This window comes from Aromatoleum diolicum, assembly GCF_012910955.1.
Lineage (GTDB): Bacteria > Pseudomonadota > Gammaproteobacteria > Burkholderiales > Rhodocyclaceae > Aromatoleum > Aromatoleum diolicum.
The window spans coordinates 29,902-48,970 of sequence record NZ_WTVQ01000023.1 but is presented as its reverse complement, the minus strand read 5'-3'; the positions used below and the strand labels follow the sequence as shown (position 1 = coordinate 48,970).

Annotated in this window: 17 protein-coding genes; 15 read left to right on the top strand and 2 right to left on the bottom strand. The window is 64.5% G+C overall.

Features of this window, described 5'->3' with window-relative positions:
- Positions 1–32: 32 nt before the first annotated feature.
- From GPA25_RS14305 to GPA25_RS14255, 11 genes are all read left to right on the top strand, one after another.
- Complete coding sequence (locus GPA25_RS14305) at positions 33–1,214, top strand: ABC transporter ATP-binding protein (RefSeq protein WP_169261088.1); 1,182 nt, start codon at positions 33–35, stop codon at positions 1,212–1,214.
- Between the two features lie 98 nt (positions 1,215–1,312).
- On the top strand, positions 1,313–2,836 hold the full coding sequence (gene treF / locus GPA25_RS14300; RefSeq protein WP_169261087.1) for an alpha,alpha-trehalase TreF: 1,524 nt from the start codon (positions 1,313–1,315) through the stop codon (positions 2,834–2,836).
- Between the two features lie 49 nt (positions 2,837–2,885).
- Positions 2,886–4,049: an MFS transporter gene (locus GPA25_RS14295; protein ID WP_169261086.1), complete on the top strand. Its 1,164-nt coding sequence runs from the start codon at positions 2,886–2,888 to the stop codon at positions 4,047–4,049.
- 114 nt (positions 4,050–4,163) lie between these two features.
- Entirely contained in the window at positions 4,164–4,775 is a 612-nt protein-coding gene (locus GPA25_RS14290; RefSeq protein WP_169261085.1) for a TetR/AcrR family transcriptional regulator, read from the top strand.
- Complete coding sequence (locus GPA25_RS14285) at positions 4,772–5,956, top strand: efflux RND transporter periplasmic adaptor subunit (RefSeq protein WP_169261084.1); 1,185 nt, start codon at positions 4,772–4,774, stop codon at positions 5,954–5,956. Before GPA25_RS14290 ends, GPA25_RS14285 begins: the two co-directional genes overlap by 4 nt.
- Positions 5,953–7,146 (top strand): ABC transporter permease, encoded by a 1,194-nt coding sequence (locus tag GPA25_RS14280; RefSeq protein ID WP_169261083.1) that lies wholly within the window; start codon positions 5,953–5,955, stop codon positions 7,144–7,146. The genes GPA25_RS14285 and GPA25_RS14280 overlap by 4 nt, the downstream gene beginning before the upstream one ends.
- Before the next feature lies 1 nt (position 7,147).
- Entirely contained in the window at positions 7,148–7,855 is a 708-nt protein-coding gene (locus GPA25_RS14275) for an ABC transporter ATP-binding protein (protein WP_169261082.1), read from the top strand.
- A 90-nt stretch (positions 7,856–7,945) separates the two neighbouring features.
- Positions 7,946–8,530, top strand: a complete 585-nt coding sequence (locus tag GPA25_RS14270; RefSeq protein WP_169261081.1) for a plasmid pRiA4b ORF-3 family protein — start codon at positions 7,946–7,948, stop codon at positions 8,528–8,530.
- A gap of 157 nt (positions 8,531–8,687) precedes the next feature.
- On the top strand, positions 8,688–9,683 hold the full coding sequence (locus GPA25_RS14265) for an AI-2E family transporter (protein ID WP_169261080.1): 996 nt from the start codon (positions 8,688–8,690) through the stop codon (positions 9,681–9,683).
- Between the two features lie 141 nt (positions 9,684–9,824).
- Complete coding sequence (locus GPA25_RS14260; RefSeq protein WP_169261079.1) at positions 9,825–10,037, top strand: DUF3820 family protein; 213 nt, start codon at positions 9,825–9,827, stop codon at positions 10,035–10,037.
- Between the two features lie 93 nt (positions 10,038–10,130).
- Positions 10,131–10,436, top strand: a complete 306-nt coding sequence (locus GPA25_RS14255) for a hypothetical protein (protein ID WP_169261078.1) — start codon at positions 10,131–10,133, stop codon at positions 10,434–10,436.
- A gap of 118 nt (positions 10,437–10,554) precedes the next feature.
- Here the strand turns inward: GPA25_RS14255 and GPA25_RS14250 are convergent, their stop codons facing one another.
- Positions 10,555–11,607 carry an AI-2E family transporter gene (locus tag GPA25_RS14250; RefSeq protein WP_169261077.1) on the bottom strand — a complete coding sequence of 351 codons (1,053 nt, stop codon included), beginning with the start codon at positions 11,605–11,607 and terminating at the stop codon, positions 10,555–10,557.
- Between the two features lie 234 nt (positions 11,608–11,841).
- Between GPA25_RS14250 and GPA25_RS14245 the strand changes: the two genes are divergently transcribed.
- The 3 genes from GPA25_RS14245 (at position 11,842) to GPA25_RS14235 (ending at position 14,346) form a co-directional block, all read left to right on the top strand.
- Entirely contained in the window at positions 11,842–12,459 is a 618-nt protein-coding gene (locus GPA25_RS14245) for a GbsR/MarR family transcriptional regulator (RefSeq protein WP_246265695.1), read from the top strand.
- Positions 12,460–12,610: 151 nt separating this feature from the next.
- Entirely contained in the window at positions 12,611–13,876 is a 1,266-nt protein-coding gene (locus GPA25_RS14240; protein ID WP_169261076.1) for an SDR family oxidoreductase, read from the top strand.
- The gene (locus tag GPA25_RS14235) at positions 13,873–14,346 is read left to right on the top strand and encodes a DUF2269 family protein (protein ID WP_169261075.1); all 474 of its coding nucleotides are present in this window, start codon (positions 13,873–13,875) and stop codon (positions 14,344–14,346) included. The genes GPA25_RS14240 and GPA25_RS14235 overlap by 4 nt, the downstream gene beginning before the upstream one ends.
- Positions 14,347–14,406: 60 nt before the next feature.
- Here the strand turns inward: GPA25_RS14235 and GPA25_RS14230 are convergent, their stop codons facing one another.
- Positions 14,407–16,593: a UvrD-helicase domain-containing protein gene (locus GPA25_RS14230; protein ID WP_169261074.1), complete on the bottom strand. Its 2,187-nt coding sequence runs from the start codon at positions 16,591–16,593 to the stop codon at positions 14,407–14,409.
- A gap of 255 nt (positions 16,594–16,848) precedes the next feature.
- On the opposite strand from GPA25_RS14230, the gene GPA25_RS14225 reads away from it, so the two are divergent.
- Positions 16,849–19,044 (top strand): PhoX family protein, encoded by a 2,196-nt coding sequence (locus GPA25_RS14225; RefSeq protein ID WP_169261073.1) that lies wholly within the window; start codon positions 16,849–16,851, stop codon positions 19,042–19,044.
- Positions 19,045–19,069 lie beyond the last annotated feature (25 nt).

Below are 19,069 nucleotides of genomic sequence, written 5' to 3'. Positions count from 1 at the left end.
AACGGCCCGCCCCCCGACAAGGAATCACGATCATGGCTCAACTGACTCTCGAGAAACTGAACAAGCGCTACGGCGACGCCGCGCAGGTCATCAAGGCGATCGACCTGCAGGTGAATAGCGGCGAATTCGTCGTCATCGTCGGCCCGTCCGGCTGCGGCAAGTCGACGCTGCTGCGCATGATCGCAGGCCTGGACGACATCTCCGGCGGCAACATGTACATCGACGGCACCCGCGTGAATGACGACACGCCGTCCGAGCGCGGCATCGGCATGGTGTTCCAGTCGTACGCGCTGTACCCGCACATGAGCGTGTACGAAAACATGGCCTTCGGCCTGCAGCTCGCGAAGCTGCCGAAGGACGAGATCGCGCGCCGCGTGGAGGCGAGCGCGCGCATCCTGCAGCTCGAACCGCTGCTGAAGCGCCGCCCGAAGGACCTCTCCGGCGGCCAGCGCCAGCGCGTCGCGATCGGCCGCGCCATCGCGCGCGAGCCCAAGCTGTTCCTCTTCGACGAGCCGCTGTCCAACCTCGATGCCGCGCTGCGCGTGCAGATGCGCATGGAGATCGCTGCGCTGCATCGTCGCCTGCGCTCGACAATCATCTACGTCACCCACGACCAGGTCGAGGCGATGACGCTGGCGCAGCGCATTGTCGTGCTCAACCGCGGCAACGTCGAGCAGGTCGGCACACCGCTGGAGCTGTACGACCATCCGGCGAACGAGTTCGTCGCGCAGTTCATCGGTTCGCCGAAGATGAACCTGATGCCGGCAACCCTCATGCACGCGGGCCAGACCGAAACGATCCTGCAGCTGTGGAACGGCAAGCCGCTGACGGTGCCGATCGGCACGCCGGCGAGTGCCGAGGGGACCAAGGTGAAGCTGGGGATCCGCCCCGAGCATATCGAGTGGGGCACGGTTGCCGACGCGCCTTATCTCGCCGACGTGCTGTTCGTCGAGCACATGGGCAACGAGACCTATCACTACCTCGACAGCGGCAAGCTCGGTGATCCGTGGGTCGTGCGCAATTCGCGCCGCTCCGATATCGCGGCGGGCGAAACGGTCGGCTATGTCCTGCCGCCGGAGCATTGCCACCTGTTCGACGAATCGGGCAATGCCTTCGCGCGGCATGCCACCGGCAACGGGGCGAGCCGGACGCCGGGCATCGACGCGCCGCCGATCACGTTCGCCGAGCCGATGCGCACCAACGCGCTGCACTGAGCGGCGCAAACAAACCTCTTTCCGGGTCGCGGGACGTTCCGGGCGCCGCCTTGCCAAGGCGCGCCAGGGCAGCCCGTTGCCCGGCACAAGGACCTGACGTGACCGAAACCGGACACCAGACCGCCGGCGCATTGTTCCAGGCGGTACAGCTTGCGCGCCTGTTCGACGATTCGAAGACTTTTCCGGACAGCGTTCCGCTCGCGTCGCCCGAGCTGATCCGCGAACGCTTCAACGCGCTGCTCGACGACTTCGTGCGCGCGCATTTCGCGTTGCCGGGGCAGGGCGATCAGAGCGCCCCGGCGCCGGTCGCTGCACAGGCCGACGATCTCGCTTCGCACATCGACCGCATGTGGACGGTGCTCACGCGCGACGCCGATCCCATCGACGCGCCGCAGGGCTCGCTGATTCCCTTGCCGGATCCCTATGTCGTGCCGGGCGGGCGTTTCCGCGAGATCTACTACTGGGACAGCTATTTCACGATGCAGGGCCTGGTCGCGTCAGGCCGCACCGATCTCGTCGACGGCATGGTGCGCAATTTCGCGTGGCTGATCGAGCGCCACGGCCATATCCCGAACGGCAACCGCAGCTACTTCCTGAGCCGTTCGCAGCCGCCGATGTTCGCCTTCATGCTGCAGCTTCTCGAACGCGAACAGGGCTTCGCCGCGATCCGGCCCTTCCTGCCGCAACTGGAACGCGAGTACAGCTACTGGATGGCAAACACGCCGACGCCGCACACCGGCCGCGCGATTCCCGACCACCGCACCGTCCGCCTCGCCGACGGTGCGCTGCTGAACCGCTATTGGGACGATCGCAACGTGCCGCGCGAGGAGTCCTTCGCCGAGGACGTCGAGCTTTTCGCGCGCGTCGCCCCGGCGCGCCAGGACGAGCTCTACCGCAACATCCGCGCCGGCGCGGAGTCGGGCTGGGACTTCAGCAGCCGCTGGTGTGGCGAGGACGGCCGGCTGGAGAGCATCCGCACGAGCGAGCTGATTCCGGTCGACCTGAACTGTCTGCTGTACCGCATCGAACGGCTGCTCGGCGAATGGCTCGCGCAGCTGGACGAGGCACGCGCCGCCGAATACCGGCACGCAGCCGAGCGACGCCGCGCGGCGATCCTGAAATACTGCTGGAACGAAGAGCAGGGCTGGTTCTTCGACTACTCGTGGCGCGACGGACACCAGACCGGGTGCTGGTCGCTCGCCGGGGCGTTTCCTCTGTATTGCGGCCTCGCCGACGAAGCGCAGGCGCGCCGCGTCGCACAGCACATCGGGGATCGCTTTCTGCGGCCGGGCGGCGTCGTGACCACGCTCACCGACTCGCACGAGCAGTGGGATTCGCCGAACGGCTGGGCACCTTTGCAATGGGTGACGGTGCAGGGCCTGCTCGACTATGGCCACGACGCACTCGCGCGCGAAGTCGCGACGCGTTTCGTCGATCTCGCCGACCGCGCTTACTGCCGCACCGGCAAGCTGCTGGAAAAGTACAACGTCTGCGACATGACGCTCGACGCAGGCGGCGGCGAGTACCCGGTGCAGGACGGCTTCGGCTGGACCAATGGTGTCGTGCGCGCCTTCATCGCCCGCTTCGATCTGCCGCGGCACCCGCGCCACCGCGAGAGCTGATTCCCCGAACCACCTGATCCCGAATATCCACCACCCCTACGAGTAAGTCATGCTGAAATTCCTTGCCGGCCCCCTGTGGGCGCTGGTGACCGGCTTTGCCGCGCTGGGCGCGGTCGGCAGCGTGCTGATGACGCGCCAGCCGGAGTTCTACCACCGCTGGGGACTCGACAACGCAGAGTGGGGCTGGGCGCTATTCTCCGCCGGCCTCGGCGGCGTGCTCGCGTATCCACTGAACCGCTGGCTGCTCCGGCGCTGGGGCAGTCGCGTGATGCTGCATCGCTTTGGCACGATCGGCGGCATCGTGCTCGCCGCGATCCCGTGGCTGCCGGGCCTCGCGGGGCTGCTCGTCGGACTGTTCGCCCAAGGCATGATCTACAACGGCGTCGGCGTCGCGAACAATCACCAGGCTGCGCAGTGGGAGCTGCGCCAAGGCAAGCGCGTCATGGGCCGCCTGCATGCGACCTTTTTCATGGGCAGCGTGCTTTCGGCCTTCATCAGCAGCGTGCTCGCGGCGCTCGGCGTGAGCCTGCCGCTGCACATGGCGGCCGTCGGTCTGGTCGCGGCGCTGCTCCACCGCTCGGCCGCAGCGACGCTGCACGCGGAGACGCCCGCGGCAGAAGCGCCGCCAGCCGTCCACCACGCACCGGAATCCTGGCTCGGATTGGGCTTGCTGTTCTGCTGGTGCACGGTGCTCGAAAGCGGGGTCATGGGTTGGGCATCGGTCTACCTGAACCAGAGTCTGCAGGCCAACGAAAGCCTGTCGGGCATCGGTCTGGCGCTGTTCGCCGGCGCAATGGCCTGCGGCCGGCTGTTTTCGGACGGACTCGTCACGCGCCACGGCGCGATGCCTCTCGTCCGCGCGGGCGCAATTGCATGCGCCGTGTCGCTCGCGCTGGCCGCCTGGATGCACACGCTGCCGATCGCCTTGCTCGCCTTCGCCGCCACCGGTGTCGGTCTCGCCGCGGCAGCACCGGTCATCTTCTCTGTTACCGGCCGCATGGGCGGCGAGGCATTGGCGCTGGTCTCGGGCCTCGGCGCGCTCGGCGGACTGCTTGGCCCGCTGCTGCTGGGCCGCATCGCAAACATCGTGTCGCTCGACTGGGTGCTGCTGACGCTCGCTGCTGTCAGCGCGGTGATCGCGTGGCAGGCGAGGGTGCTCGGCGATACCGGCGGCAAGGCGGTGTCGCTGGCGACCGCGACGCGGTCCCGATAGTCCGGCCGGACAGACCTGCGAGAATATCGGGAGAGGCAAATCGAGATCGCGCTGTATATAGCGAAAAACTTATACTAAGATAGTAAGTGTTTACTTACTATTGGCAAATCTCCGATGGAAGCCGTCCGCCCCCGCCGCTCGTCCGAGGCGCGGCAATCCGAAATCGTCCAGGTTGTGCTTGCGCTCGCAGGTGACAGCAGCCCCGCCGACATCACGACGGCGCGCATCGCGGCGACGATGGGTTTGACGCAGGGCGCGCTGTTTCGCCACTTTCCGACGAAGGAAGCGATCTGGCTGGCGGTCGCCGAGTGGATCGAGGAAACCCTGCTCGGCGCCATCGAAGCCGCATCGCTGACCAGCGACGACCCACTGCAGCAATTGGCCGCGATGTTCCGCGCGCACGTCGACTTTGCGGCGACGCATCCGGGTGCCCCCCGGCTGATCTTCAACGAGCTGCAGCATCCCGGCGACAGCCCCGTCAAACGCCGGATCCGTGGCCTGCTCGGCAGCTACCGCGGCACGCTTTTGCAGATACTGAAATACGCCAAGGTCCGCAAGGCGATCGCCCGTGACCTGAACGAGGAGCACGCTGCGACGCTGTTCATCGGCGCGATCCAGGGTCTGGTCATGCAGTCGATGCTCGCGGGCAACCTGCAGGACATGCAGCGCGCCGCGGAAGGCGTCTTCGCGGTGTATCTGTCCGGCCTTCGCGGGGGAACAGCATGAACACCCCGAAGCCGCGTGCGCTGATCCTGATCGCCCTTGGCCTGCTGATGCTGGGGGGCTTCATTTTCCTCATGCTGCGCAGTGGACCGCTCGCGCCGGTCCGGGTCACAACGGCTACGGTGGTGTCGGCGGTCCTGGAAAACTCCGTGTTCGGTGTCGGTGTTGTCGAGGCTGAACGCAGCTATGCGATCGGACCGACGATAGCCAGCCGCGTGCAACGCGTTCTTGTCGACGTCGGCGATTCGGTCAAGGCCGGGCAACTGCTCGCCGAGATGGATCCTGTCGATCTCGATGAACGCGTGGCGGCATCGCAGGCGGCGATCGCGCGGGCGCGCCATGCCGTCGACGTGGCCCGCGCACAGCTTCGCGACGCCGAGGTTCGTCAGGATCTCGCCGCACGCAATGCCAGGCGCTACGCCTCGCTCGGCGAACAAGCCTTCTTCAGCGATGCGGCGGTCGAAAGCAAACAGCAGGAATCGCAGTCGGCGCTGGCCGTGTCGAGCGCTGCACGCGCACAGCTCGAGGCGGCCCGGCTCGACCTCGAACGGCTGGGCGCCGAGCGTGCCGCCGTTGAAAAGCTGCGCGCGAACGTGCGCCTGCATGCACCGGTGGCCGGCGTCGTCACCGCACGCGACGCGGAGCCCGGCACCACGCTGGTCGCCGGCCAGAGCGTGCTGCGGATGGTCGACCCGACCAGCGTGCGCATCCGGACGCGCATCGACCAGGGCCGGGCGGGGGCCATCCGTAACGGGCAGGAGGCACTCGTGGTCCTGCGCTCGCGACCCGGCACACCCGTGCCGGGCAAGGTTGCACGGATCGAATTCAACAGCGACGCGGTGACCGAAGAACGCATCGTTCAGGTCGGGTTCGATCACCTGCCCGGGGATTTCTCGCTCGGCGAACTCGCCGAAGTCACCATCGCCACAACCCGCAGTGAAGGCGTCCTCGCCGTACCGAATGCGGCCCTGCATCGTCAGGGGGATGCGAGCGGCGTGTGGCGAGTCGAGGACGGCACGATCCGCTTCGTCCCCGTCCAACTCGGGGAAACCGCGCTCGACGGACGCGTCGTCGTGCTCGCCGGCCTGCGCGAAGGCGAGCGCATCGTCGTGCACAGCGAACGCGAGCTGCGCGCGGAAGACTCGATCAAGGTCGTCGAATCGCTTGATGGCAAGCAGCGATGATCAGCCTTGCCGGGCGGGACATCCTGCATTCGTGGTCGAAATACGTCTTCACCGGCGTCGGCCTGGGCCTGCTGATCGGCGTCACGCTGTCGATGGCGGGGATCTACCGCGGCATGGTGGACGATGCGCAGGTATTGCTGCGCAACAGCGGCGCCGACATCTGGGTCGTCCAGCAGGAAACGCTCGGCCCCTATGCGGAGCCGTCCAGCCTGCGCGATGACGTGTATCGCTCCGTGCTGGGGCTGCCCGGCGTCGCGGACGCGGCGAACGTGACATACCTGAACATGCAGATCCGGCACGACGAGCGCGACGTGCGCGTGATGGCGGTCGGATTCGAACCGGGGCAACCGGGCGAGCCGCCTTTCCTCAGCGCTGGCCGCCACATCGCGCGCAATCATTATGAAGTCGTCGCCGATGCGAGGACCGGCTTCCGTCTCGGTGAGCGCATCCGCATCCGGCGCCAGGACCACACCGTGGTCGGCCTGACGCGACGCATGGTCTCGTCGAGCGGCGACCCCATGGTCTTCCTGCCGCTGAAGGACGCCCAGGAGGCGCAGTTCCTCAAGGACAACGATGCGATCGTCAATGAACGCGCCCGCACGGCGGCGAATCCCGCGCTGAACCGCCCCGGCGTGCCGGGCCTGCTGGACGCCATCCAGGCCTCGCAGACGACCAGCCGCAGCGCCAACGCGGTGCTGGTCCGCGTCGCATCAGGGTGGGATTCCGAACAGGTCGCCGAAGGCATCCGCCGCTGGAAGCACCTGGAGGCCTTCACCCGCGTGCAGATGGAAGAAATTCTCGTGTCGAAGCTGATCGAGACCTCCGCGCGGCAGATCGGCACCTTCCTTGTGATCCTCGCGATCGTCAGCGCGGCCATCGTGTCCTTCATCATCTACACGATGACCCTCGGCAAGATCCGCGAACTGGCGGTGCTCAAGCTCATCGGCACGCGCAACCGCACGATCGCCGGCATGATCCTGCAGGAATCCCTCGGCCTGGGCCTGATCGGCTTCGTCATCGGCAAGACGGTGGCGACGCTGTGGGCGCCGTACTTCCCGAAATACGTGTTGCTGCTGCCCGGCGACGCGATTCGCGGCCTTGTCGCGGTGATGCTCGTGTGCGCCCTCGCAAGCCTTGTCGCGATCCGCGCTGCGCTGAAAGTCGACCCGGCAACGGCCATCGGAGGCTGACATGGCGACCCCGGCCATCGAAGTCGCAGGCTTGCGCAAGCGCTACGGCGAAGGCGAGGCCGCGGTCGACGCACTCAAGGGTGTCGACATGATCATCCATCCGGGCGAAGTGGTGGGGTTGATCGGCCCCAGCGGCTCGGGCAAGAGCACCTTGCTGAAATGCCTCGGCGCCGTGATCGAGCCGAGCGCAGGCCGCATGGCACTCGCAGGGCAAACGATCTTCGACGAACGCTGGAAAATCCGCGACTTGCGCGCGCTGCGCCGCGACAGCATCGGCTTCGTCTTCCAGGCGCCTTACCTGATCCCCTTTCTCGACGTCACCGATAATGTCGCGCTGCTGCCAATGCTCGCGGGCAAGCCCAACCACGAAGCGCGCAGGCAGGCCATGGAACTGCTCGAAGCGCTCGACGTCGGCCACCGCGCGAAGGCATCGCCGTCGGAGCTATCGGGCGGCGAACAGCAGCGCGTCGCCATTGCCCGCGCGCTGGTCAATCGCCCGCCGGTGATCCTCGCGGATGAGCCGACCGCGCCGCTGGACAGCGAGCGCGCACTGAACGTCATCCGGATTCTCAATCGCATGGCCGGCCAGTACCAGACCGCCATCATCGTCGTCACGCACGACGAGAAAATCATTCCGACCTTCCAAAGGCTCTACCACATCCGTGATGGTCGGACCTTCGAGGAGGCGGGCGAGGGGAGAAGCGCGTAGTTTCCATGCAGCGCCGCACTCATCTTTGATGAGCCCTGCCGCGCGACCCCGCTAGAATAGGACGTCTACCTTCCGTGGTCTCGGCCTACCATGACAGAAAAACAAACCGTCCCGACCTACACCCTCCGCATCGAACTCGAAGGCATTGAACCGCTCGTCTGGCGGCGATTGCTGGTCGATGGGAACATCAGCCTGAGCAAGCTCCACCACTACATCCAGGCGGCGATGGGTTGGGCGAATGCTCATCGTCATGAATTCGAAATTGGCGGCAAGGTTTTCGCCGACCCCCATCCCGAGGACGACCTGTCCCGGCCCGTCAGCGACGAGCGGCGAACCCGGCTTTCGAAACTCGTAAAGGCCGCAGACCATTTCCTGTATCGCTACGATTTCGGCGACAGCTGGAGCCACCGCGTTATCGTTGAAGCAGTATCCGGCGACGAGAGCGAACCGAAGGGGTATGCGTATGTGGCCGCGGGCGAGCGGGCATGTCCGCCAGAGGACGTGGGCGGTACGGACCAATACGCGGAATTCGTCGAAGCCATAACAAAACGGCCGGGATCGGAAGAGGCGAAGGACTGGCTGCAATGGGCGGGCGCGGATTTCGATCCGGAACGGTTCGACCGCATCGCAACCAACGCCGCGCTACTGAGGATGGGCTGGAACCGCTGGGTGTGAGCGGACAAGCGGCCGCCGTCGCCCGGCGGCATGGACCCGTCGATCGCTTACCGAATTTACCGCGATGATCCTGCTCGCCCGGGATTCCCGTCACCCACTCGCACCCTCGTCACCCGAGGCCTTGCAGATGCAGCCTGAAAGCACGTCCTGATCCCCTATGCCCAATCCCGTTTTTTTCTATGCCAGCCTGGTGGTCGTCGCCGGCATGTGCTGGCTGATTCTCGCGCAGGGGCTCATCGCCCCGGTCCTGTTCGGCAGTCTGGTATTCCTGCTGACCCGCCGGGTGGCGCAACCGATTCAGACCCGCTTCGGGCATGGCCGGGCGCATTTCATGGCGCTTGCGCTGGTCGCCACGGTGATCGTTTCGCTGGTGAGTATTGCGCTGATGGGGGCGCTGCATTTCTCCACCGGCGCCGAGTTGCAACAGGTGGTGTTCAAACTCTCCGAAACGCTCGCCCAGCTCAAGAGCCACCTGCCCGACTGGGCGGACCAGTGGTTGCCCGAAAACATCGGCGAGCTTCAGGCATCCGCCGCACGCCAGCTGAAAGAACATGCCGCATCGCTGTCCACCGCCGGCCTGCATGGGGTCAAGGTTGTGGCAGAGATGCTGGTGTGCGCCGTCGTCGGTTCCATGCTCGCCATTACGCGCTTTGACAAACGCGGAACCGGCCAGCCACTGGCAAACGCCTTGTGGGCGCGTTTCACGCTCTTGCAGACGACGTTTTCGCGGATCGTGACGGCCCAGGCCAAGATTTCGACGCTCAATACCCTGTTCACCGCGTGTTACCTGCTGGGTGTGCTCCCGCTGCTCGGCATCCATCTGCCTTATGCAAAGACGCTTGTCGGCGTCACCTTCCTGTGCGGGCTGTTGCCGGTCGTCGGCAACCTGATTTCCAATTCGGTCATCGTTCTCGTGAGTCTCAGCGTGTCCTTCTGGGTCAGCCTGGCTTCCCTGACATTCCTGGTGGTCATTCACAAGGTCGAATACTTCCTCAACGCACGCATCATCGGAAACGAAGTGGGCGCCACCGCCTGGGAATTGCTCATCGCGATGCTGGTGGGCGAGGCCCTTTTCGGCGTACCCGGCGTCGTCGCAGCGCCGATTCTGTATGGCTACATCAAGCAGGAATGCAAAGGGCAGGGCTGGGTCTAGCCGCCAGCGGATGATCGCCAAGATATCTGCAAGGATGCCTTATCCCATGCCGCCGCCAGCCAGCTCACCCACGCGAGACGCGCGACGGGCAGGATGCCGTGCCAAAGTCGCGCGCGCTCGCCACCTTGCTCCGGCCCCGCGATGAATCCACAAGACCTGGAGTTGCTGCTTACCCGCGTGATGCCTTACGGCAAGTACAAAGGCCGCCTCATCGCCGACTTGCCCGGTCACTACCTCAACTGGTTCGCGCGCGAGGGATTTCCGTCCGGGGAAATCGGCCGGCTATTGGCCCTGATGCACGAACTGGACCATAACGGCTTCTCGGGGCTGCTCGATCCGTTGCGCAAGCGGTAGTGACGTCGCCCGACAATCTTTATTGACACGCGCGATTAAAGGTATAGACTGCAGGAATGTTGCAGTGCAGCATAAAACAACCGGGGGAACACCATGAATACGAATTTTGATTTCCAGAAGCCGATCGAAGCCGTCCAAGCCCTTATGGCGATGCAAGCCGAAGTCATCGGCAAGACGATTGAACTGCAGAAAAAATCGGGCGAGCAGCTGATGGCCTTCTTCAAGGCTGAAGCCGAAAAGGCCAAGAACCTCAAGACGCCGGAAGAAGTCGTCAAGTTCAACGTTGACGCCAACACCGCGCTGTTCAACCTGATGAAGGCGCAGGGCGAAGCATTCACCGCGCTCGCAACCGGCGCCAGCAACTCCGCGATGGCACCGTTTCAAAAGCTGATGAAGTAAATCCGGTCCCGATTACTCGGGATTGGACGTGAAGAAGCCCTGCTGGTGATGCCAGCAGGGCTTTTTTCATATCGTCCTGCGGGGACGACACTCACTGCGAGTGCGGCGCGCAAGTAGATCAGGGCTGGTGCGACAACGTCTCGTCGAGGAAGCCCAGGAGCGCCGCGAGGACTGTCAGCAGCACGGGCCCGATGATGACACCGATGATGCCGAAGGCGGCGACACCGCCGATTACCCCGATGAATACCGCAAGCATCGACACCGGCACCTGACTCGAGATCAGCAATGGCCGCAGCAGGTTGTCCGAGACCGATACGCCGATGCCCCAGATCAACAAGAAGGTCGCCCAGCCCCAGTCGGAATTGGCAGCCAGGACAAGGACTCCCGGCAGCCAGACGAGCGCCGCACCGCCCACTGGCAAAAGTGCCACAAGTGCCGCCAGCACCCCGAATACAACAGCGGACGGCAGCCCTGCCATGGCGAATCCGATCCCCACGAGGGCGCCTTGCGCGAGCGCGGTCAAACCGGTCCCATAGACCACGGCGCGGGTGGTGCTGCCAATCAGCCGCAGCAACTCTCCCTTGCGCTGCGATTCCATCGGGACGAGGCGCACGACGCGGCCGAGCAGCTTCGGACCGTCGCGCAGCAGGAAGAAGAGCAAGAACAGCATTATGAAAAAATGGACGACCGTACCCAAGGCACTGAGCACAAAATTTCCGCCTGTTGCCGCCACTGACCGCAGCAGCATCTGGGCGCCGTTGGCCAACCAGCCTTGGAGCTGTTCCGTCGTGGCGGTGAGGTTGTCGCGCAGCCATTCGACAAGCCCGCCGATAAAGGGATACTGCTCCAGCTGCGCAAGCAGTCGGGTATCGAAGCGCAGCTCCTCCTCCTGCAGACGGGTAATCAGATCGGTGACCTGATTCGCGAATGCCACGCCAAGGCTTACCAGCGGGCCGGCGAGCACGGCGGGCACAAGCAGGGTGATGATTCCAGCGGACAGGTCAACGCGTCCTTTAAGCTTGCGCGTCAGCCAGCGATGCACCGGTGCCAACAGGAAAGCGAGACAGATGCCCCATGCAAGCGCGCCCCAGAAGGGCGCCAGCATCCAGTACAGCGCGAGGGCGAAGAGGGCCGTCACGACGATCACGAAGGCCTTGCGGTAATCGTCCACGCCTGCTCCTTGCGCGAGTTTGATCCGTTCCAAGCTTGTACCTGATTCTGCCTCGAATCTGTGCGCTTACGCACAAAGCCGGAGAAGCGCGAGCGACGCGTCGGGCAGCCGCCAGCGCGTCGTCTGCAGGGAAGGGCCACTATTGCCGGAGCGGTCATCAAGCTGTCAGGGCGCTCGTCGGCCGGACCCGCCCTTTACCAGCGTCGAGGAATTCCGGATTCGATCATTCCGTTGATGGATCCCCGCAACGATTCTTCCGGCATACGGGCTCAAGAATTCTGTCATTTCTGTCTTGACAGAAATTCATGGCGTACTATCATTGAGTCCATGGAACTCAAACCGATCGCCGAACGCTTCATTCTCCACTGGGGAGAGATGGGCTCCCGCTGGGGCGTCAATCGAACCGTCGCTCAAATACATGCCTTGCTGTATCTGGCCGGCCGACCGTTCGACGCCGAAGAGATCGCCGAGACCTTGGGGGTAGCGCGGTCCAACGTGAGCAACAGCCTCAAGGAACTGCAAGCCTGGCGATTGGTGCGAGTCGTGCATCTGATGGGCGACCGGCGGGACCACTTTGAAACCTCGACCGACATCTGGGAATTGTTCAAGGTGATCGTCGAAGGCCGCCGGCAGCGTGAAATTGATCCGACCGTCGGCGTGCTGCGGGAATGTCTTTCAAGCGACCAGTTGCCGGGCGAGGATACCGGCACGGAACAGCGCATACGCGAGACCCTGGCGTTCATGGAAGTCATGACGGCCTGGGTCGATGAAATGATGCGGCTCAAGCCCGATACCCTGATGAAGACCCTCGGGGTCGGCGCCAAGCTCAGCCAGTTTGTACGCAAGAAGTAGGTACTGAAGCCGGTTGAATCCGCACGGGCGAACAGGCCCGTTTTTTCGGAGCAACAATTTCTGTTTTTACAGAAATAACAGTTAAAAAGAGCACGCAATGAATGACTATTCAATGACAAATTCGCAGCCCGCTCAGCAAGCGAGTGACATCATGAAGATTCTGGTGTGTGGCGCATCAGGTTTCATCGGGGCGGCCATCTGCGATCAATTGATCCGGGCAGGACATTGCGTCGTTCGCGGTGTCCGCCAGGCGCAGGCATCGAACCCGCCTACGGAGATGCTCATCGACTACGAGCGCGACACCGACCCATCCGCATGGGCATCGCGACTCATCGATATTGACGTGGTCATCAACGCGGTCGGCATTCTTGTCGAATCCGATGCGGCGCAGTTCGACACGCTTCACTGTCAGGCTCCCGTTGCGCTTTTTCGGGGATGCGCGCAGGCCGGCGTGCGGAGAGTGATCCAGATATCGGCCCTGGGCGCCGATACCGGACCGGAAGCCTACTTCGCCAGCAAACGGATGGCCGACGAAGCACTCAAGACCTTGCCTTTGCAGTGGGTAATTCTGCGCCCGGGTCTCGTGTATGGCGAGGCAGGGCGTTCGGCGCGCGCCTTTCGCATGTGGGCAAGTTTGCCGCTCCTGCCCCTGCCGGGCGAGGGACGGCAGACCGTCCAACCGCTTCACATCGACGATCTTGCCGCATTGGTCTCGTGGGCCGTCCATTCCGACGCCGCACCGGGGCGGTGTGTCGATGCGCCCGGACCGGATCGATGCTCGCTCAGCTCGATGCTCCTCGCCTATCGCGCACAAATGGATCTTCCGGCTCCGGTTCAGCTTTCGATACCTGCAAGCGTGATGCGCCTTGCGGCACGGATCGGCAGCCGGCTTCGTGGGTCGTGGCTCACGGCCGACACCTGGTCCATGCTGCAGCGGGGCAACGTGGGCGACCCGACCCGCGTCACCTCAGTGCTGGGACGCCCGTTGATCCGTTTTCCCGGGGCGACGTCGCCGACCGGCATAGCCGGGATGCGCGCAGCGGCGTTGGCGCACTGGCGCAATCCGTTCTTTCGCTGGGTGCTGGCGTTGATCTGGATCGCCACCGGAGTGGCAAGTGCGTTCCTCTATCCGGTCGAAGACAGCCTCGGGCTGCTCGAGCCGGTCGGCCTGCGGGGCGACCCCGCCTTGGTGACCCTTTACGCGGCGTCGGCGCTGGATATTGCGATGGGCGTTGCCTGCCTTGCGGGAGCCGGTCGTCGACTGTGGGGTATCCAGATCCTCCTGGTACTTGGCTATACGGCGCTTGTCGCCCTCTGCCTGCCGGAACAGCTGATCCATCCCTTCGGTCCGGTCACCAAAAACATGGCCGTACTCGCCTTGCTGATTGTCCTTTGGAACGAGGAGCATCTGTCATGAGCGCCTATCTCACTCTCAAGACCCTGCACATCATTTCGTCGGTGCTGCTGGTCGGCACCGGATTCGGGTCCGCCTTCTACCTGTTCTTTGCAAATCGCGTGGGGTCGGTTGCCGGCATTGCAGTGGTATGTCGACTGGTGGTGCGGGCAGACTGGTGGTTCACGACGCCGGCCGCCATCGTGCAACCCCTCTCAGGGGTAACGATGATTTACCTCGCGGGCTGGCCGTTGTCCTCGCCGTGGCTGGTCTTGTCGCTATGTCTGTATGGACTGGCCGGACTTTGCTGGTTGCCTGTTGTGTGGTTGCAGATCCGCATGGCGGGAATGGCTGCCGAGGCAGCCGCGACGGCGCAGGAGCTCCCCGAAACCTTCTGGCGCTACGCCGGCTGGTGGGAGCGTCTGGGATACCCTGCCTTCATTTCGATGGCGGTGGTTTTCTACCTGATGGTTGCAAAACCGGTACACTGGTAAGCGATGCGCCACGGTCGGTTTGGGGCATCGTCAAGAACGGGGCGCTGATCCAGGCCGGCGCTAAAATCCGGCCGGCTCGTGCCCGGTGAGCAGGGCATCCAGCTGGCTGCGACCGCGCACGATCGCCTTGTCGATGTGCATTGCGGTCACGAACGGGCTGACGCTTGCGCTCGCCTCGGGAACGAACAGGGTGAGTTCGTCGCGCACCCGGGTGATGGCAACATAGAAGCGGTTGCTCTCTTCGGTACGGTCCCAGCCGGCCAGCGGAAAATTGCCATCCTCCAGCCCCGGCAACATGACCGCGTCGAACTCATGACCCTTCGCGGCTTCGACCGTGCACAGCAGCACCGTCTTGCGTTTGCGGAGTTCGGCCGACTTCTCCTCTGCCTGGCGCAGCCATTGTGCAAACTCGCGCAAGGGCTGGTTGATCCGGCGTGCCGCATCGATAAAGCCACCGACCGATTTCGCCACCGCAACGGCCGTATTCGGGTCGATGAACAAGCGGTGCGCCACCCCCTTCAGGTCGAGAATGGTGGCGGCGCGGAGGAGGGCCAGATGGGCGGGTTCGTCGGGCGGAGCCGCGCGCAGTTCCGTCAGGGCCTTTTCCAGCCGCATCCGCGCCTGCCGTTGCGCGGGCGATTCGTCGATGGTTTGCGCATCGTCATGTTGTTGGCGGAGCACGGCATTGGCTTCGTCGTGGCGCCCTTCACGGCGCAGTCTGGCAATCAGGTCCAGCTGCCGATGGGCCTCCTGCATTTCCGCCTCGCCCGAGAGTTCGGCGGCGGCCTTATCGGCCCGGGTTTGCGGCCGCAGCAGCCGCCCTTTGAGAAAGGCGTCGAACAGATCGGGCTGGGCAGCGGCGGTCTTGAGGTCGTCCAGGCGGCGGGTGCCCCATGACAGCTCCTGCCACAATTCAAGCGCCTGCAATACCTGGAAGCGCTTGTCGACGCCGGGAATCGATTCGTAGTCTTCCAGCGCAAAGGCGATGACCCCGCGCAGCATCAGAATTTCGCTCCGCAGCAGATAGCTCTCCAGCCCGTCCACCCGCCAGCCTATGCCGGCCTCGAGCAGGGCGTTCTCGATCGCGATGGACTGGTGTGGGGCACGCAAAATGATGGCACAGGCATCGAGCCGCTTGCGACGCCGCTGCCAGTCGAGCAGGCCGGCGACGAGTTTTGTCGCTTCGTCACGGGGGTCGGTGTAGCGTTGCAGTCGCAGCAGGGCGTCATGGCTCCTTCCGGACACCACGGGCTTGTCCTTTAAAAAGCTTGTCGCCAGGGCCATGGCCGGCCCGTGGCGAAAGGTCGTGGTGAGCGGCAGGCGTCTTAACCCGGGCCAACCCGACCCCAAGCGGGTGCGAACGAAACTCGCGTCGGCGCCGGCCCAGCGGTGGATGACCTGATCGAAGTCGCCCGCGCCGGTGAACCACGCCCGGCCATGCTCGATGAGGTGTTCCAGACAGGCAAGGGAGGCGGGGTTCATGTCCTGCAACTCGTCGACGATCACCACCCGGTAAGCGGAGAGGCGAGCCGGCAACTCGCCCTGCGCCAGCAGCACGGCAAGATCGAAGGTCGCATCGAGCACGGTGCGCCACGCACACCCGTCGCCATCGCCAGCGCGGGACTTTTCCATGTGCTGATAGAGGACGAACAGGCCTTCCGGCACATCGAGCGCTTCGGCGCGCGAGGCGACCGTTTCGTCCTCGTCCAGTTCGGGCAGAACCCGCTGCGCCTTCAACTGGCGAGTAGCCTTCAGGAAGTCGGCGATCTGGGCATTGTGTTCGGGCAGCCAGAGCTCGCGCGGGGTGTGCCGTTCGGCGTTGAGACGCTGGACCTCGGCCACTGCCTTGCGCACATGCGGTGCGACCTCCTCGAAGGTGGGCAGATAGGGCGTGTCGTAGCCTTCGTGCTCACGCAACACCTGGCGGCAGAATTCGTCGAAGGTCGAACACATGACCCGGCGTGCCAGCTTGTCTTCCAGGCCGACTTCGACGAGACGTTCCTTCAGAACGCACGCAGCTTCGCTGGAAAAACTCAGCGCGACGATGTGATCGGGAGAAACGCCGCGCCGGATCGACTCCGCAATGCGCAGCGCCAGGGTGGTGGTCTTTGCCGCTCCGGCATTGGCCATCGCGATGACGTACCGTGCGCTGTTGGTCTGGATCTCGCATTGTTCGGCGGTGGGCGTGAAGCCGGATGGGTGGAACCGCGGCGTGGCCAGCGCGTTTCTTGAAGAAGTCTTGGTCATGCCTTGATGTCTGTGCTCGTGGCGTTGGCGGGACGCATGTCCGGCGCCCCTCGTCAGCGGCGACGCCGACTCGGTCAGTGAGTTTAGTCCGATCCGCACACCCGCATCAGATGCATACGCAGGCTGCGGCGGCAAGCAGGATAGCAGCTGGCCGATTACGCTTGTAGCAGGCTCTGCCGGTCATGAGGCCTTAACAGTAGGGGACTAAGGTACCCCGGCGTCTTAACCAGAAGAAACTCCGCAGAGGACTCGCCCATGACCGATTACCGCTCGCCCCTCGTCAACAGCTCCGACGACTCGACCAACATATCGGAGAACGCCAGCTTCGACAGCGTCCTGCAAACACGCCTGTCGCGCCGACAGTTGCTGGGCGGCGGCATCGGCGCCGCCGCGCTCGCGGTGCTCGGTGGCGCAGCCTCCCCGTCGGCGTGGGCGGGTCTCGCCCGACAGGGAACCCCGGTATCCCCGCAGCACGCCGCCAAGCTGGGATTTTCCCCGGTTGCGAAGAGCCTTGCCGATGTCGTCGCGTTGCCCGAAGGCTATCGCTACAGCGTGCTGTACCGCTTGGGTGATCCGATCGCCACGGGTATTGCCGAATACATGAACAACGGCCAGGACGCCCCCGCAAGCTACGCGTTTCGCGGCGGTGATCACCATGACGGCATGCATTACTTCGGCCTCGGCCCGAACGGCAAACACCACAAGAACGAGTCGGAGCGCGGTCTGCTGTGCCTGAACCACGAAGCGATCACACCCGCGTATCTGCACCCGAACGGCCCGAGCATCGTCAATGGCGTGCGCACGGCAGCCGACGAAGTGCTGCGCGAGTTCTACGCTCATGGGGTGGGCATCATCGAGACGGTCAGAGCCGGTGGCGAATGGACCTACGATCGGAGCTCGCGCTTCAATCGCCGCATCCACACGCTGACCGAGATGGACCTGTCGGGGCCGGCAGCGAGGACGCCGTACATGGTCACGAAATACTCGCCGGATGGCCGCAGGACGCGCGGCACCGTCAACAACTGCGCCAGCGGCGCGACGCCGTGGGGTACCTATCTCACCTGTGAGGAAAACTGGGCGGGTTATTTCCGCCGCATCACGGCGATCGACAACCCGAAACGCAGCGCAAAGGAGCTCATCGCGCTGGCGCGCTATGGCGTGGCCGGCAACGGACGCGAGCTGTGGGCGACGGTCACGCCTGACACGCCGGATAATCTCTACGGCCGCTGGAACGCGATGAAGCTGGGGAGCTCGCCCGACGGCAGCGATGACTATCGCAACGCCCCGAACACCTATGGCTGGGTCGTGGAAATCGATCCGTTCGATCCCCATGCGACGCCGAAGAAGCGCACGGCGCTCGGCCGCTTCGCGCATGAAGGGGCATGGCTCGGGCCGGTTCGGACCGGCGCGCCGCTGGTGTGGTACATGGGCTGCGATTCGCGCAACGAGTACATCTACAAATACGTATCGAATCAGCCGTGGAACCCGGCGGACGCCAACGACGGCCTCGCTGCGGGCGACAAGTACCTGGACGACGGCAAACTCTATGTTGCCCGGTTCGATGCCGATGGCAGCGGTCAGTGGATCGAGTTGCGCTTCGGGGTTGGCAACATCACCCCGGCCAATGCGGCGTATCCGTTCGCCGATGACGCGGACGTCGTGCTGCACGCCCGTCTCGCCGCCGATGCCGCCGGCGCGACGAAGATGGACCGTCCGGAATGGGGTGCGGTCAATCCGAAGAATGGCGAGGTGTATATGGCGCTGACCAACACCAACGCCGCGAGCCGCCCGATCGGCAAACTCGATGCCGCCAACCCGCGCTTCTACAACGACCGCAAGACTACCGGCCAGAACCAGTTGGGCAACCCGAACGGCCACATCATCCGTTTCGCCGAAGCGGGCGAGGACGCGGGCGCGACGTCCTTCAAGTGGGACGTCTTCCTGTTTGGCGCGCGTGCGACGGCCGATGCGGCGAACGTCAATATTTCCGGCCTTACCGACGCGAACGATTTCTCCAGCCCGGACGGGTTGTGGTTCAGCCAGGCTACCGGCGTGCTGTGGATCGAGACGGACGACGGCGCGTACACCGATGTCACGAACTGCATGCTGCTCGCGGCGGTCCCGGGGGCAGTCGGTGACGGCGCAGCGCGCACCGTGGTCAGTACGGACGAGGTCACGACGCGAGCGGTCGGCACGTATGTCGGCAAGCAGCTTGGCGAGGAGAACCTGCGCCGTTTCCTCGTCGGCCCGAAGGAATGCGAGATTACCGGCGTCGCGGAAACCCCGGACGGTACGGCGCTGTTCATCAACATCCAGCATCCGGGCGAAGACACGCGGCCTGATTTCGCGACGGGCACCTTCGGCAGCCACTGGCCCGATGGCGGCTTGTCGCGTCCGCGCTCGGCGACGATCGTGGTAACGCGGGACGACGGCGGCAAAATCGGCATCTGATGCGGGAAAATTGAAGGCAAAAGGG

Coding starts and splice junctions, on each gene's coding strand:
- GPA25_RS14290 (WP_169261085.1), top strand. CDS start 4,164: ATGGAAGCCGTCCGCCCCCGCCGCTCGTCCGAGGCGCGGCAATCCGAA.
- GPA25_RS14270 (WP_169261081.1), top strand. CDS start 7,946: ATGACAGAAAAACAAACCGTCCCGACCTACACCCTCCGCATCGAACTC.
- GPA25_RS14275 (WP_169261082.1), top strand. CDS start 7,148: ATGGCGACCCCGGCCATCGAAGTCGCAGGCTTGCGCAAGCGCTACGGC.
- GPA25_RS14280 (WP_169261083.1), top strand. CDS start 5,953: ATGATCAGCCTTGCCGGGCGGGACATCCTGCATTCGTGGTCGAAATAC.
- GPA25_RS14235 (WP_169261075.1), top strand. CDS start 13,873: ATGAGCGCCTATCTCACTCTCAAGACCCTGCACATCATTTCGTCGGTG.
- GPA25_RS14285 (WP_169261084.1), top strand. CDS start 4,772: ATGAACACCCCGAAGCCGCGTGCGCTGATCCTGATCGCCCTTGGCCTG.
- GPA25_RS14260 (WP_169261079.1), top strand. CDS start 9,825: ATGAATCCACAAGACCTGGAGTTGCTGCTTACCCGCGTGATGCCTTAC.
- GPA25_RS14240 (WP_169261076.1), top strand. CDS start 12,611: ATGAAGATTCTGGTGTGTGGCGCATCAGGTTTCATCGGGGCGGCCATC.
- GPA25_RS14225 (WP_169261073.1), top strand. CDS start 16,849: ATGACCGATTACCGCTCGCCCCTCGTCAACAGCTCCGACGACTCGACC.
- GPA25_RS14245 (WP_246265695.1), top strand. CDS start 11,842: ATGGATCCCCGCAACGATTCTTCCGGCATACGGGCTCAAGAATTCTGT.
- GPA25_RS14230 (WP_169261074.1), bottom strand. CDS start 16,593: ATGACCAAGACTTCTTCAAGAAACGCGCTGGCCACGCCGCGGTTCCAC.
- GPA25_RS14295 (WP_169261086.1), top strand. CDS start 2,886: ATGCTGAAATTCCTTGCCGGCCCCCTGTGGGCGCTGGTGACCGGCTTT.
- GPA25_RS14305 (WP_169261088.1), top strand. CDS start 33: ATGGCTCAACTGACTCTCGAGAAACTGAACAAGCGCTACGGCGACGCC.
- GPA25_RS14265 (WP_169261080.1), top strand. CDS start 8,688: ATGCCCAATCCCGTTTTTTTCTATGCCAGCCTGGTGGTCGTCGCCGGC.
- GPA25_RS14255 (WP_169261078.1), top strand. CDS start 10,131: ATGAATACGAATTTTGATTTCCAGAAGCCGATCGAAGCCGTCCAAGCC.